Consider the following 11964-nt stretch of genomic DNA (forward strand, 5'->3'; position numbering starts at 1 on the left):
AAGAAGACGAGAAACACGAATGGCCGACGAAGAACGCCCCGACCCGAACGCCGAGCACGAGCACGGCCGCATCGACCAGGTCGACCTGCAGCTGGAGATGCAGCGCAGCTACCTGGACTACGCGATGGCCGTCATCATCGGCCGCGCGCTCCCCGATGTGCGCGACGGCCTGAAGCCCGTGCACCGCCGCGTGATCTACGGCATGTACGACGGCGGCTTCCGCCCCGACAAGTCGTTCTCGAAGTGCGCGCGTGTCGTCGGCGAGGTCATGGGTCAGTACCACCCGCACGGCGACTCGGCGATCTACGACGCCCTGGTGCGTCTCGTGCAGCCGTGGTCGCTGCGCTACCCGCTGGCACTCGGCCAGGGCAACTTCGGCTCGCCCGGCAACATGGGCGCCGCGGCCCCGCGGTACACCGAGACGAAGATGGCTCCGCTCGCGCTCGAGATGGTGCGCGACATCGAAGAAGACACCGTCGATTTCACCGACAACTACGACGGCCAGACGCAGGAGCCCACGGTCCTCCCGGCGCGGTTCCCGAACCTGCTGGTCAACGGCTCCGTCGGCATCGCGGTCGGCATGGCGACGAACATCCCGCCGCACAACCTGCGCGAGGTCGCCTCCGGAGCGCTCTGGGCGCTGGAGCACCCGGAGGCGAACCGCGAGGAGCTGCTCGAGGCGCTCATGGAGCGCATCCCCGGTCCTGACTTCCCGACCGGCGCGCAGATCCTCGGCACGAAGGGCATCCGCGAGGCGTACCGCACGGGCCGCGGCTCGATCACGATGCGCGCCGTCGTCGCGATCGAGGAGATCCAGGGCCGCACGTGCCTCGTGATCACCGAGCTGCCCTACCAGGTCAACCCCGACAACCTCGCGGTGAAGATCGGCGACCTCGCCCGTGACGGCAAGATCACCGGCATCGCCGACATCCGCGACGAGACGAGCGACCGGACCGGTCAGCGCATCGTCGTCGTGCTGAAGCGGGATGCCGTCGCGAAGGTCGTGCTGAACAACCTGTACAAGCACACGCAGCTGCAGGAGAACTTCGGCGCGAACATGCTGGCCATCGTCGACGGCGTGCCGCGCACGCTGTCGCTGGACGGGTTCATCTCGCTGTGGGTCGACCACCAGATCGAGGTCATCGTCCGCCGCACCGCGTACCGGCTGCGTGAGGCCGAGAAGCGCATGCACATCCTGCGCGGCTACCTCAAGGCGCTCGACGCGCTCGACGAGGTCATCGCGCTCATCCGCCGCTCGCCCACCGTCGACGAGGCGCGCGAGGGACTCAAGTCGCTGCTCGACATCGACAACGACCAGGCCGATGCCATCCTGTCGATGCAGCTGCGCCGCCTGGCTGCCCTCGAGCGTCAGAAGATCATCGACGAGGCCAACGAGCTCGAGCTGAAGATCGCCGACCTCAATGACATCCTCGCCACGCCCGCCCGTCAGCGCACCATCGTCTCCGACGAGCTCACCGCCATCGTCGACAAGTTCGGCGACGAGCGTCGCACGCACATCCTGCACGGGTTCGACGGCGACATGTCGATCGAGGACCTCATCCCCGAAGAGGAGATGGTGATCTCGGTCACGCGCGACGGCTACATCAAGCGCACGCGCAGCGACAACTACCGTCAGCAGCACCGTGGCGGCAAGGGCGTGAAGGGCGCGCAGCTGCGCGCCGACGACGTGGTCGAGCACTTCTTCGTGACCACGACGCACCACTGGCTGCTGTTCTTCACGAACAAGGGCCGCGTGTACCGCTCGAAGGCGTACGAGGTTCCGGAGGCCGGGCGCGACGCGAAGGGTCAGCACGTCGCGAATCTGCTCGCCCTGCAGCCCGACGAGGAGATCGCGCAGATCCTCGACATCCGCGACTACAGCGTCGCGACCTACCTGGTGCTCGCGACGCGCAGCGGTCTGGTCAAGAAGACGCGCCTCACCGAGTACGACACCAACCGTCAGGGCGGCATCATCGCGATCAAGCTCCGCGGCAACGGCGCGGACGAGACCGACGAAGAGGCCGAGACCGGATCGGACGACGAGGTGGTCAGCGCACTGCTCGTCGACGAGGGCGACGACATCCTGCTCATCAGCCGCCACGGCATGTCGCTGCGCTTCTCGGCCACCGACAGGGCGCTGCGGCCGATGGGCCGATCGACCTCCGGTGTGAAGGGCATGGACTTCCGTGAGGGCGACAGCCTGCTGTCGGCGTCGGTCGCGAAGGACGACGCATTCGTGTTCGTGGTCACCGAGGGCGGCTACGCGAAGCGCACGGCCGTGGACCAGTACCGCGTGCAGAATCGCGGCGGCCTGGGCATCAAGGTGGCCAAACTCAGCGACGATCGGGGCGACCTCGCGGGCGGTCTGATCGTCTCCGAGGACGACGAGGTCTTGGTGGTTCTTGCCAGCGGCAAGGTGGTACGCTCTGCCGTGGCCGAGGTGCCTGCCAAGGGTCGAGACACCATGGGTGTGGTGTTCGCCCGGGCCGGCGGCGATGACCGCATCCTCGCGATCGCCCGAAACGGCGAGCGTGGCCTGGCCGAAGAACCCGAGGACGCAGACGCCGAGAACGGCGATGTCGACACCGACACTGCGTCGGAGCCCGAAACCCCCGGCGGGCCGGATACCGCCGATGGCACCGACACCTCGCCTGAGACCCCTGAAGAGAGCCCTGACGCATGAGCACGGTAGCCGACAAGCTCGCAAAGAAGTCCAGTCACAAGACCAGCGCCAAGCAGGTTCGCCTGCGACTGGTGTACATCGACTTCTGGTCCGCGGTGAAACTGTCGTTCCTCGCGGCGATCGCGATCGCCGTGGTGACGGTGGTCGCCTTCGTGATGGTGTACCTCGTGGTGACCGCCACGGGGCTCATCGGCGAGGCCGACAAGTTCTTCTCGAGCTTCTCGGACGGCAGCGTGCTGCTCTCGCAGTTCATCAACTTCCCGCAGGTGCTGGCGTTCTCGGCCGTGGTCGCGATCCTCAACCTCGTCGTGGTGACGGTGCTGGGCGCCGTCGTCGCGGGCATCTACAACCTCGCCGTCAAGGTCACGGGCGGACTCCTGGTCGGGTTCACCTCGAACTGACGCACACGCGAAGCGCCGGCATCCACTTCTCGAGAAGGGATGCCGGCGCTTCGCGTTCCGGGTCAGACGACGGTGGTGCCGAGCAGGGTGCCGATGAGCCACGTCGCGACGAGGGCGAGCGCGCCGCCGAGGACGAGCCGGGATGCCGCACGCAGGCGTGGAGCGCCGCCCAGCTGAGCCGACACGGTGCCCGTCACGGCGAGGGCGATGAGCACGGCGACGAACGTCACCGGAACGCGCCACTCGGGTGGCGGGAGCAGGATCGCGAGCAGCGGCAGCAGCGCGCCCAGGGTGAATGAGATCGCCGACGAGAGCGCGGCGTGCCACGGGTTGACGAGGTCGTCCTGGTCGATGTGCAGCTCGACCTCGAGATGCGCCGACAGAGCGTCGTGGGCCGTGAGTTCGACGGCGACCTGACGCGCGGTCGCGTCCGAGAGGCCGCGATCGCGGTACAGCTGCGTCAGTTCCTCGAGCTCCTCGTCGGGCATCTCGTGCAGCTCCGCGCGCTCCTTGGCGATGAGGGCGCGCTCGGAGTCCCGCTGGCTGCTCACGGAGACATACTCGCCGAGCGCCATGGAGATGGCGCCGCCGACGAGTCCGGCGATGCCGGCGGTGAACAGCGCGCCGATGTCGGTCGTGGCGCCGGCGACGCCGACGACGAGCGCGGCGACCGACACGATGCCGTCGTTCGCGCCGAGCACCCCGGCGCGGAGCCAGTTGAGGCGCTGGCCGAGGCCGACGCCGTGCGGTTCGTCCGGATGAGGCTGCCCTGTCACGCTCCCAGTCAACCAGCCCGATTCGTGAAATCGACGATCGTCAGGTAAAGTCTTGGAGGTTGCGGAGCGCAAGCGAAGCAGTCATTCGGGGCTATAGCTCAGGCGGTTAGAGCGCTTCACTGATAATGAAGAGGTCCCAGGTTCAAGTCCTGGTAGCCCCACCGTAATTCCACTCCGCGGACACCGTTCAGGCGTCGTCGTCCTCGTCGTCGTCGTCGTGCTGCGTGTCCGACCACTCCGGAATCTCGGAATCGGTGCCGTGCGGCATCGGCAGCGCGCCGTCCTCGGGAGGCAGCGGCGCGGTCGCGTCCGAGCCGTGGGGCATGGGCATGGCGCCGCCGGACGTGCCCTTGAGGGCGTCCATCCGGCTTTCGTCCCGGCCTTCGTCGCGGTCCGTGGAGTTCATGATGGGTCCTTTCGTCGGGAAGACCACCGTGCACGCCCGCCGCGAGGTTCGCAGGGGGCTTGACAGGGCCGCCGAGTGGCGTCCCCCGCCGCCGAGCCCGCCTCGGACGAGGCAGTGTCCGCGGGCTGATACGATGGAGCGTCACCCAGGAGGGTGCGGTCGCGTGTTCGAATGCGACCGGCACACACCCGGGGCCTTAGCTCAGTTGGTAGAGCGCCTGCTTTGCAAGCAGGATGTCAGGAGTTCGAATCTCCTAGGCTCCACACACATGCGGCTCCCGTTCCGGGGGTCGCATTCCTGTTTGCCGGACGATCGATCGGATGCCGCGGACGCACGGTCGGGTGGCCGGATGATCCCGGCGCCAGGCTGGAATCATGACGAGCACCGCTACGCTTCCCGTGACCTCTCCGGCGCAACCGCGCCTGCGCTACGGCGCGCTCATCGCCATGATGGCGATGAGCTTCCTGCTCGTGACGGCGGAGTTCCTGCCGGGTGGCGTCCTCACCGAGATCGCGGCCGACCTCGGTGTGACGCCGGGGCAGGCGGGCCAGATGGTGGCGGTCACCGCGCTGGCGGGGCTCATCGTCGCGCCGACGATCGGCCTCGCGCTGCCCCGGCTCGACCGCCGGTCGCTGCTCGTGTGGATGGCGATCGGCGCGACGGTGTCGAACGCGATCGTGGCCGTCGCACCCAACCTTCCGCTGCTGCTCGTGGGTCGGGTGCTGCTCGGCGCCGCGCTTTCGGGCTTCTGGGCGATGTCGATCACGGTGGCGGCGCGCATCGCCGGCCCCGAGCGCCTCGGGCGCGCCGTGATGTTCACCTCGGCGGGCACGTCGCTGGCGACAGTGGCGGGCGTCCCCATCGGCGTGATGCTCAGCGAGGTGCTCGACTGGCGTGCGGTGTTCGTGGTCGCCGCGGTCGCCACGGCCGTGCTGGCCGTCCTTCTCCGGGTGCTGCTGCCGTCGGTCCCCGCCGAGGCATCGGCGTCGCTCTCGACTCTGCTCGGCACGCTGAAGCTCCCCGGCATCGGTCTCGGGGTCGCGGGTCACGTGCTCGTCGTGCTCGGCCACTTCCTCGCCTTCACGTACATCCGCATCGCGCTGGATCGCGTGCAGGACGCCGGGCAGCCGATCGACGCGGGGATCGTCATCGTGCTGCTGGCCGTGTTCGGCATCGGCGGCTTCGTGGGCAACATCCTCATCGGCATGATCATCGACCGCACGTACCGCCTGTTCGCGGTCGTCTCTCCCCTCGTCATGGCTTTCATGACGCTCGCCGTCATCGTCGCCTCCGGCACGCCGGTGCTCGTGGGCGTCGCGGCGTTCGCATGGGGGTTCTTCTTCGCCTCGTGGCTGCTCATCGTGAACACGTGGGTCGGGCACCGGATGCCCGATCGCCTCGAGGCGGGCGGCAGCATCGTCGTGGTCGGCTTCCAGGCGGCGATCATGATCGCGGCCGGTGTCGGCGGCCTCCTCGTCGACGGCCTCGGCATCGTGACCGTCTACATCGCCGGCGCGGTGATCCTCGTGCTCGGCGCGATCCTGTTCGGACTCTCGAACCGCGCGGGCGCCCGGCAGTAGTCGGGGGGATGCCGGCGCCCGGTCACTCCGGCCGCCGGCATCCCCTCGTCGTCAGGCCGAGACGAGCTGATGGGTCGACCGCCATGCGGACGGCGTGGTGCCGACGCTGCGGCGGAAGGCGCGGCTGAAACCCTCGTCGGACGCGTAGCCGAGCTCCCGCGAGACGGTGCTCACCCCGAGTCCGCGCGAGAGCAGGTCCTGGGCGGTGCGCATGCGCACCGAGGTCACGTAGCCGGCGGGCGAACGGCCGAAGCGGATGCGGAACCGTTCCGCGAACACCGAGCGCGACATCGCTCCCAGCGCGGCCAGGGCCTCGACGGTCCATTCGCGACCGGGGTCGGCGTGGATCGCGGCGACGACCCGGTCGAGGAACGGATCGCCCGCGGCCGCGGGCCAGCCCTGCGGTGCGCAGCCCGCCGCCGCCCACGCGCGGATGGCCGAGATCAGCACCGTCGCCGCCATCATGCGGCACACCGCGAAGTCGCCGCCGCGCGTGATGAGCTCTTCGTCTGCATCGATGCCCATGTGCGGCAGCATGGCCGCGGCCGCGGGCTCCAGGTCGGCGAACGCGTGTACCACCACCGCGTCGGGCAGCAGGCTCGTCAGGTGTGAGGCCTCGTCGACGAGGTCGAGCTCCGCGAGCAGCAGTGCGACGGGTCCGCGCGCGGTCAGGGTCCCCTGCACGCGACCGCTCGTGATGAGCATGTCCCCGGCACCCACCGCTCCCGGTGCATTCCCGGTGAGCCGCGTGCGCACCTCGCCCGACAGCACGTAGGCGTAGGTGAGGGCACCGGGGTCGAGTGTCAGCAGCTCCCCGTCGCCGAGGCGGAGTCGCAGCTGGCGCCGGATGCGGACGTCCACCGACGACAGCAGGCGCTCGAGGGCGTCGTCGTCGCCGACCGCGACGGATCGCGCAACGGCGCGCGCGGTGGGATCCATATCGTCACGAACCGCCGGTCGCGGCGCGCTATTCCACACCCGGACCTCATTCGCACACGGGCGCGTGCGCATTAGGGTGAAGCATGGACCTGCGCGTCGCCGCGTATGCGGTCATCCTCGACGAGGACGACCGCATCCTGCTGGCGCACTGGAACGAGGGCCGCCGGGCCGCCTGGACCATGCCCGGTGGCGGGCTCGAACCCGGCGAGGACCCCGAGGTCGCCGCGCGCCGCGAAGTCCGGGAAGAGACCGGCTACCACGTCACGGTCGGCGAGCTGCTCGGCATCCACTCCCGTGTCATCCCGGCGGGGCGCCGGCTGACCCCCGGGGTCACGGAGCCGCTGCACACTCTGCGGATCGTCTACCGTGCCCGCATCACGGGCGGGCGCCTGCGCAACGAGACGGACGGGTCAACGGACCGCGCCGAGTGGTTCCCGCTGCGAGAGGTGCCGGCGCTGCAACGCGTCAAGCTGGTCGACATCGCCCTCGACCTCGCGGGCGTCACGCTCCCGACGGACTGAGGCCTCAGCCGAGCGGCTGCGAGATGTCGGCGACCGTCGCGCCGTAGGCGGAGATCAGGTCGTCGGCCTGGACGAACATGCTGTACCCGTGCGCTCCCGCTCCCATCGCGACCCGGCGGCCCACGATGTCGGCATCCGCATACACCGGCCAGTCGTTCGTGCTGCCCACAGGCACGATGGTGCCGCGCTCGTAGCCCGTGGCCGCCAGCGCGCGCTCCTGATCGGGAAGCTGCAGCTTGTTGACGCCGACCACGGCGCGCAGCTTCGGCCACGAGATCGACCGGTCACCCGGGATCAGCGCGAACAGATATGTGTCGTCGGACCGTTTGACGACCAGCGTCTTCACGATCCCGGACGGATCGATCCCGAGGATCTCGGCAGCCTCGTGGAGGCTGTTCGCCGCGGGCCGCTCCTTGATCTCGATCTCCAGACCGCGATCGGATGCCGCCTGCCTGACGCGTGCGATGCCCTCGGGTTCAGGCATCCGGCGCGCGCAGCGGGTCGTCCGCGACCCAGAGCTCGTCGTCGGCACGCAGCGTCTGCCACGCGGCGTACAGCACGCCCACAGCGGCGGCGACGCCCAGGATGATGGCGATGACGCCGCCGGCGCCGATGCCCTTCTTCGCGGGCGCGATGACCGGGACCGGCACGCCGCGGCCCGTGGCCAGGCGTCCACGCTGCTCGTTCGCGGCGTCCCACACCGACAGCGCCGAGCCGACCACGGCTCCGGCCGCCGGGATCACGGTGCCGTTGAAGACCTGCTTGCCCTTGTCGACATACGGTGCGGCGTACTTGTCGTACCCTGCCTGCACCTGCGGCGCGACCTGCTCGCGGCTGTAGTTGCCCAGCTGGCGTCCGGCCTCGCGAGCCACCGTGGTGGCCTCGCCGACCAGCACCTGCTGCGCCTCCCACAGGTTCGACGCCTGCTTCTGCAGCTTCTCGAGTTCCTTCTTGCGCTTGCGGCTGAGGTTCACGGTGCCCTCCCTGTTGTGGGGATGTCGGTCTGTTCATCTTGCCAGACCGTCGCCGAGACGGGAGGGGTTGCAGGGAACTCTGAGAGAATATGCACATGCCGCTTCACACCGCAGTCGCAACGATCCACACCAATCACGGCGACATCGTCGTCAACCTGTTCGGCGACCAGGCGCCGCGCACGGTGCAGAACTTCATCGGCCTCTCCGACGGCTCACAGGCGTGGACCGACCCCGCGACCGGCAAGCCCGGCGACGGTCCGCTCTACAAGGACGTCATCTTCCACCGCATCATCTCGGGCTTCATGATCCAGGGCGGCGACCCGCTCGGTCAGGGCGTCGGCGGCCCCGGCTACAACTTCAACGACGAGATCAGCGGTGAGCTCACCTTCACCGACCCGTACAAGCTCGCGATGGCCAACGCCGGCCTGCGCCGCAACGCCATCACCGGACAGGCCGAGGGCACCAACGGCTCGCAGTTCTTCATCACGGTCCCCGGTCAGGGCGGCCGCGGACCGGAGTGGCTGCAGGGCAAGCACACCATCTTCGGCGAGGTCGTCGACGACGCGTCGAAGGCCGTCGTCGACACGATCGCCGGCGTCCCGACGGCTGCGGGCGACCGTCCGGTCGAGCCCGTCGTCATCGAGTCGATCGACATCGCCGCGGTCTGATCGCGGCCCGCGTGACCACCGACGACTTCCGCCGCAACAGCGAGAACTTCTGCTACCGGCACCCTGACCGGCAGAGCTTCGTGCTCTGTCAGCGGTGCCTGCGCACGATCTGCCCCGAATGCCAGACGCCGGCCGCGGTCGGCGTGATCTGCCCGGAGTGTCTGCGCGATCAGCAGAAGGCGCAGTCCCCTGCGCAGCGCAAGGCGGAGCGTCGGTGGTCACGCCCGCGGGCGGCATCCATCGTCGCCGCCGGCAGCCCCGTGGTGACGTACGCGATCATCGGCGTCACCGCGTTCGTCTACCTGCTGACCCTCATCCCCGGCGGGTTCGGGTCGTCGGTGCAGGACGCGCTGATGTTCTGGGCCCCGTGGCTGTACCCGGGACTCACGGGCGTGTTCGAGCCGTGGCGGCTGTTCACCGTCGCGCTCGTCCACTCGGGCATCTGGCACGTCGGCCTCAACATGCTCGCGCTGTACATGATCGGACGCACCCTCGAGCCGCTGCTCGGGCGCGGCCGGTTCCTGACGCTCTACGTGCTGAGCACGCTCGGCGGCTCCGTCGCAGTCACGCTCCTCGCGTTCACGACACCCGTGGTCGGCGCCTCCGGTGCCATCTTCGGCCTCTTCGGCGCGCTCCTCGTGATCGGCCGTCATCTCGGCGCTAACATCGCCGGCATCGCCATCGTGGTGGGCATCAACCTCGTGATCGGCTTCGTTCCCGGCATGAACGTGTCGTGGCAGGCGCATGTCGGCGGTCTGGTCACCGGTCTCGTGGTCGCGCTGATCTTCACGCGCACGCGCGCCGTGCGCCAGCGCGGACTGCAGATCGGGCTGCTCGTCGCTGTCGGCGCGGTGCTCGTCGCGCTGCTGTTCGTGCCGGTCCTCTTCCCGTCCCTCGTGCTGTCCGCGTGACTCTCCACAGGAGTTATCCACAGGTTCATCCACAGCCTGGGGAGAATCACACCGGTGTAATTCACAGCTGTTAACAGATCTGTTAACAACTCGCGGGATGCCTCGACCCGCGGCGTCCACGCACGAAAAAGCCCCGGTCAGCCATGACCGGGGCTCTCTTCGTGGTTGTCATCTCCAGCGCGTCGTCATGAGGAAGCCGACGAAAGCGATGCCGAAGCCGATCACCAGGTTCCATGCGCCGATGTCGGGAATCGGGAACGCCATACCGCTGAGGTAGAAGACGAGGATCCAGATGAGTCCGACGAGCATGAGACCGATCATGATCGGCTTGAACCACACCGGGTTGGGTGTGGAATCGCCGTCTGCGCGCTCGACGAGCGAGTCGTCGTCTTTGCCGGGTCGTGCCATGCACAAGAGTCTAACTGCCAGCCGGACCACAACTATGCGTGCGAGAATCCCCCTGTGGATGAAGCGGTCGCCATGACCCGGGGCGCCGCCCGGACCGAGGTGCGCCCCAGGCGTCGTGCGTCGGTCGCGGGCGTCATCGGCGAGCTGCTCATCACGGCCGGTGTGATCGTGCTGCTGTACGTCGTGTGGCAGCTGTGGGTGGGCGACATGATCTACGGTGCCGAGCGCAACGCGACGGGATCCGCGCAGTCGGAGCTGTGGGATCAGCAGTGGCAGCAGCAGAATCCGGGGGCGGCCGCGCCGTCGCCCGCGGCGACCGATCCCTCCTCCCCTGTGACCGCGCCGCCGCCCGTGATGGCCGAGCCCGGCGACGGCGAGAGGTTCGCCGTCATGCACATCCCCCGCTTCGGCCCGGACTACGCCGTCGAGATGGCCGGTGGGGTGACGCGTCCGCGCACGCTCGACCCGATCGGCATCGGGCACTACCCGGGCACGGTCATGCCCGGGCAGCCCGGCAACTTCGCGCTGGCGGCGCACCGCACCACGTGGGGCAAGCCGTTCAACAGGATCGCCGAGCTGCACGTCGGCGACGCCATCGTGGTCGAGACGCAGGAGGGCTGGTACACCTACCGGTTCCGCACCCTCGAGTATGTGAAGCCGAGCGCCGTCGAGGTGCTGCTGCCGGTTCCGCAGGTCAAGGACGTCCCGGCAGGCACCGCCTACATCACCATGACCAGCTGCAGCCCGATGTATTCGATGACCGAGCGCATCGTGGCCTACGGCGTGTTCGAGTCGTTCACGCCCCGATCGGCCGGGGAACCGGCATCCCTCCAGGCGGTGACCTGATGTACGCGGCTCTGTGGCGCGGCCTTCCCGGCCCCTGGTGGGTCAAGGTGCTCATCGTCGTCGTGCTCGCCGCGGCCGTGCTGTACGGCCTCATGTTCTACGTGTTCCCGTGGGTGAGCCAGTTCATCGTGCCGCAGGAGGTCACCGTCGGACTGCCGCTGCCGGGCGCGCCCGTCGTCGCCGGCGCATGACGTCCGCCGCAGGCGGCGCGGCGCCCATCCTCGTGATCGACAACCACGACAGCTTCGTGCACACGCTCATCGGGTACCTCCACGAGCTCGGTGCCGACACGGACCTCGTCGAGGCCGACGCGATCGACGACCCGCATGTCGCGATCGCCGGACGGCAGGGCGTCCTCGTCTCACCGGGGCCGGGAGCTCCCGCCGACGCCGGCGCGTCGATCGATGTCGTCCGGGCGGCGGCGGAGGGCGGCATCCCGCTCCTCGGCGTATGCCTCGGACACCAGGCGATCGGCGAGGCGTTCGGTGCGACCGTCGACCACGCCCCCGAGCTCATGCACGGCATGACCTCCGCGGTGCACCACGACGGCTCGTCGCTGTACGCGGGCCTCCCCGACCCCTTCACCGCGACGCGCTACCACTCGCTCGCGATCGTGCCCGAGACGCTCCCCGACGACCTCGTGGTCACGAGCCGCACCGCGACCGGCGTGATCATGGGGGTCGCGCACCGCACGCTGCCGATCGTCGGGGTGCAGTTCCACCCCGAGAGCGTGCTCACCGAGGGCGGCCACCGTCTGCTCGGCAACTGGCTCGCCTCCGTCGGACTCGTGGATGCCGCCGCCCGCGGTGCGCGGCTCAGCCCGCGCCGCTGAACGCGGGCCCCGAAGGCCG

15 protein-coding genes and 2 tRNA genes are annotated in these 11964 nt (G+C 69.1%); 11 read left to right on the forward strand and 6 right to left on the reverse strand.

Annotation, left to right across the window (positions count from 1 at the left end; translation table 11 throughout):
* Nucleotides 1-19: 19 nt before the first annotated feature.
* Together gyrA and ACFWJ8_RS03550 are read left to right on the forward strand one after the other, a co-directional pair.
* On the forward strand, nt 20-2683 hold the full coding sequence (gene gyrA / locus ACFWJ8_RS03545) for a DNA gyrase subunit A (protein WP_378809014.1): 2664 nt from the start codon (nt 20-22) through the stop codon (nt 2681-2683).
* The gene (locus ACFWJ8_RS03550) at nt 2680-3084 is read left to right on the forward strand and encodes a DUF3566 domain-containing protein (RefSeq protein WP_141896762.1); all 405 of its coding nucleotides are present in this window, start codon (nt 2680-2682) and stop codon (nt 3082-3084) included. Before gyrA ends, ACFWJ8_RS03550 begins: the two co-directional genes overlap by 4 nt.
* A 62-nt stretch (nt 3085-3146) precedes the next feature.
* On the opposite strand, the gene ACFWJ8_RS03555 is transcribed toward ACFWJ8_RS03550, so the two are convergent.
* Nucleotides 3147-3860, reverse strand: a complete 714-nt coding sequence (locus ACFWJ8_RS03555; RefSeq protein WP_378809017.1) for a VIT family protein — start codon at nt 3858-3860, stop codon at nt 3147-3149.
* Between the two features lie 87 nt (nt 3861-3947).
* Between ACFWJ8_RS03555 and ACFWJ8_RS03560 the strand changes: the two genes are divergently transcribed.
* A tRNA-Ile gene (locus tag ACFWJ8_RS03560) sits at nt 3948-4021 on the forward strand.
* Between the two features lie 26 nt (nt 4022-4047).
* Here the strand turns inward: ACFWJ8_RS03560 and ACFWJ8_RS03565 are convergent.
* The gene (locus tag ACFWJ8_RS03565) at nt 4048-4266 is read right to left on the reverse strand and encodes a hypothetical protein (RefSeq protein WP_378809020.1); all 219 of its coding nucleotides are present in this window, start codon (nt 4264-4266) and stop codon (nt 4048-4050) included.
* A gap of 190 nt (nt 4267-4456) precedes the next feature.
* Between ACFWJ8_RS03565 and ACFWJ8_RS03570 the strand changes: the two genes are divergently transcribed.
* Together ACFWJ8_RS03570 and ACFWJ8_RS03575 are read left to right on the forward strand one after the other, a co-directional pair.
* Nucleotides 4457-4529 (forward strand) — tRNA-Ala (locus ACFWJ8_RS03570).
* A 111-nt stretch (nt 4530-4640) separates the two neighbouring features.
* A complete protein-coding gene (locus ACFWJ8_RS03575; RefSeq protein WP_378809022.1) occupies nt 4641-5846 on the forward strand; it encodes an MFS transporter in 1206 nt (401 codons plus the stop codon).
* Nucleotides 5847-5897: 51 nt separating this feature from the next.
* On the opposite strand, the gene ACFWJ8_RS03580 is transcribed toward ACFWJ8_RS03575, so the two are convergent.
* Entirely contained in the window at nt 5898-6785 is an 888-nt protein-coding gene (locus tag ACFWJ8_RS03580; protein ID WP_378809025.1) for a helix-turn-helix transcriptional regulator, read from the reverse strand.
* An 83-nt stretch (nt 6786-6868) separates the two neighbouring features.
* Between ACFWJ8_RS03580 and ACFWJ8_RS03585 the strand changes: the two genes are divergently transcribed.
* Complete coding sequence (locus ACFWJ8_RS03585; RefSeq protein WP_378809027.1) at nt 6869-7306, forward strand: NUDIX hydrolase; 438 nt, start codon at nt 6869-6871, stop codon at nt 7304-7306.
* Between the two features lie 4 nt (nt 7307-7310).
* Here ACFWJ8_RS03585 and ACFWJ8_RS03590 read toward each other — a convergent pair whose 3' ends face one another.
* Nucleotides 7311-7790: an aminoacyl-tRNA deacylase gene (locus tag ACFWJ8_RS03590; protein WP_378809029.1), complete on the reverse strand. Its 480-nt coding sequence runs from the start codon at nt 7788-7790 to the stop codon at nt 7311-7313.
* Nucleotides 7783-8280, reverse strand: a complete 498-nt coding sequence (locus tag ACFWJ8_RS03595) for a DNA helicase (RefSeq protein WP_378809031.1) — start codon at nt 8278-8280, stop codon at nt 7783-7785. The genes ACFWJ8_RS03590 and ACFWJ8_RS03595 overlap by 8 nt, the downstream gene beginning before the upstream one ends.
* 95 nt (nt 8281-8375) lie before the next feature.
* Here ACFWJ8_RS03595 and ACFWJ8_RS03600 point away from each other — a divergent pair, with 95 nt between their 5' ends.
* Together ACFWJ8_RS03600 and ACFWJ8_RS03605 are read left to right on the forward strand one after the other, a co-directional pair.
* Complete coding sequence (locus ACFWJ8_RS03600) at nt 8376-8948, forward strand: peptidylprolyl isomerase (RefSeq protein WP_378809034.1); 573 nt, start codon at nt 8376-8378, stop codon at nt 8946-8948.
* A gap of 11 nt (nt 8949-8959) precedes the next feature.
* Entirely contained in the window at nt 8960-9859 is a 900-nt protein-coding gene (locus ACFWJ8_RS03605; RefSeq protein WP_378809037.1) for a rhomboid family intramembrane serine protease, read from the forward strand.
* 168 nt (nt 9860-10027) lie between these two features.
* Here the strand turns inward: ACFWJ8_RS03605 and ACFWJ8_RS03610 are convergent, their stop codons facing one another.
* Nucleotides 10028-10267, reverse strand: a complete 240-nt coding sequence (locus ACFWJ8_RS03610) for a cell division protein CrgA (RefSeq protein ID WP_378809039.1) — start codon at nt 10265-10267, stop codon at nt 10028-10030.
* A gap of 72 nt (nt 10268-10339) precedes the next feature.
* Between ACFWJ8_RS03610 and ACFWJ8_RS03615 the strand changes: the two genes are divergently transcribed.
* Genes ACFWJ8_RS03615 through ACFWJ8_RS03625 form a run of 3 tightly spaced genes read left to right on the forward strand, consistent with a single transcriptional unit; the run spans nt 10340 to nt 11945 of the window.
* Complete coding sequence (locus tag ACFWJ8_RS03615) at nt 10340-11113, forward strand: class E sortase (RefSeq protein WP_378809619.1); 774 nt, start codon at nt 10340-10342, stop codon at nt 11111-11113.
* The gene (locus tag ACFWJ8_RS03620) at nt 11113-11304 is read left to right on the forward strand and encodes a hypothetical protein (RefSeq protein WP_378809042.1); all 192 of its coding nucleotides are present in this window, start codon (nt 11113-11115) and stop codon (nt 11302-11304) included. Before ACFWJ8_RS03615 ends, ACFWJ8_RS03620 begins: the two co-directional genes overlap by 1 nt.
* Nucleotides 11301-11945: an anthranilate synthase component II gene (locus ACFWJ8_RS03625; protein ID WP_378809044.1), complete on the forward strand. Its 645-nt coding sequence runs from the start codon at nt 11301-11303 to the stop codon at nt 11943-11945. The genes ACFWJ8_RS03620 and ACFWJ8_RS03625 overlap by 4 nt, the downstream gene beginning before the upstream one ends.
* The last annotated feature ends 19 nt before the right edge of the window (nt 11946-11964 follow it).

The sequence above is a fragment of the Microbacterium sp. NPDC058389 genome, assembly GCF_042722305.1.
Lineage (GTDB): Bacteria > Actinomycetota > Actinomycetes > Actinomycetales > Microbacteriaceae > Microbacterium.

Excerpts from the sequence above, each read along its gene's own strand:
- ACFWJ8_RS03580 (WP_378809025.1), bottom strand. The coding sequence starts at position 6,785 with ATGGATCCCACCGCGCGCGCCGTTGCGCGATCCGTCGCGGTCGGCGAC.
- ACFWJ8_RS03550 (WP_141896762.1), top strand. The coding sequence starts at position 2,680 with ATGAGCACGGTAGCCGACAAGCTCGCAAAGAAGTCCAGTCACAAGACC.
- ACFWJ8_RS03610 (WP_378809039.1), bottom strand. The coding sequence starts at position 10,267 with ATGGCACGACCCGGCAAAGACGACGACTCGCTCGTCGAGCGCGCAGAC.
- ACFWJ8_RS03565 (WP_378809020.1), bottom strand. The coding sequence starts at position 4,266 with ATGAACTCCACGGACCGCGACGAAGGCCGGGACGAAAGCCGGATGGAC.
- ACFWJ8_RS03620 (WP_378809042.1), top strand. The coding sequence starts at position 11,113 with ATGTACGCGGCTCTGTGGCGCGGCCTTCCCGGCCCCTGGTGGGTCAAG.
- ACFWJ8_RS03615 (WP_378809619.1), top strand. The coding sequence starts at position 10,340 with ATGACCCGGGGCGCCGCCCGGACCGAGGTGCGCCCCAGGCGTCGTGCG.
- ACFWJ8_RS03585 (WP_378809027.1), top strand. The coding sequence starts at position 6,869 with ATGGACCTGCGCGTCGCCGCGTATGCGGTCATCCTCGACGAGGACGAC.
- ACFWJ8_RS03600 (WP_378809034.1), top strand. The coding sequence starts at position 8,376 with ATGCCGCTTCACACCGCAGTCGCAACGATCCACACCAATCACGGCGAC.
- ACFWJ8_RS03590 (WP_378809029.1), bottom strand. The coding sequence starts at position 7,790 with ATGCCTGAACCCGAGGGCATCGCACGCGTCAGGCAGGCGGCATCCGAT.
- gyrA (WP_378809014.1), top strand. The coding sequence starts at position 20 with ATGGCCGACGAAGAACGCCCCGACCCGAACGCCGAGCACGAGCACGGC.
- ACFWJ8_RS03625 (WP_378809044.1), top strand. The coding sequence starts at position 11,301 with ATGACGTCCGCCGCAGGCGGCGCGGCGCCCATCCTCGTGATCGACAAC.
- ACFWJ8_RS03575 (WP_378809022.1), top strand. The coding sequence starts at position 4,641 with ATGACGAGCACCGCTACGCTTCCCGTGACCTCTCCGGCGCAACCGCGC.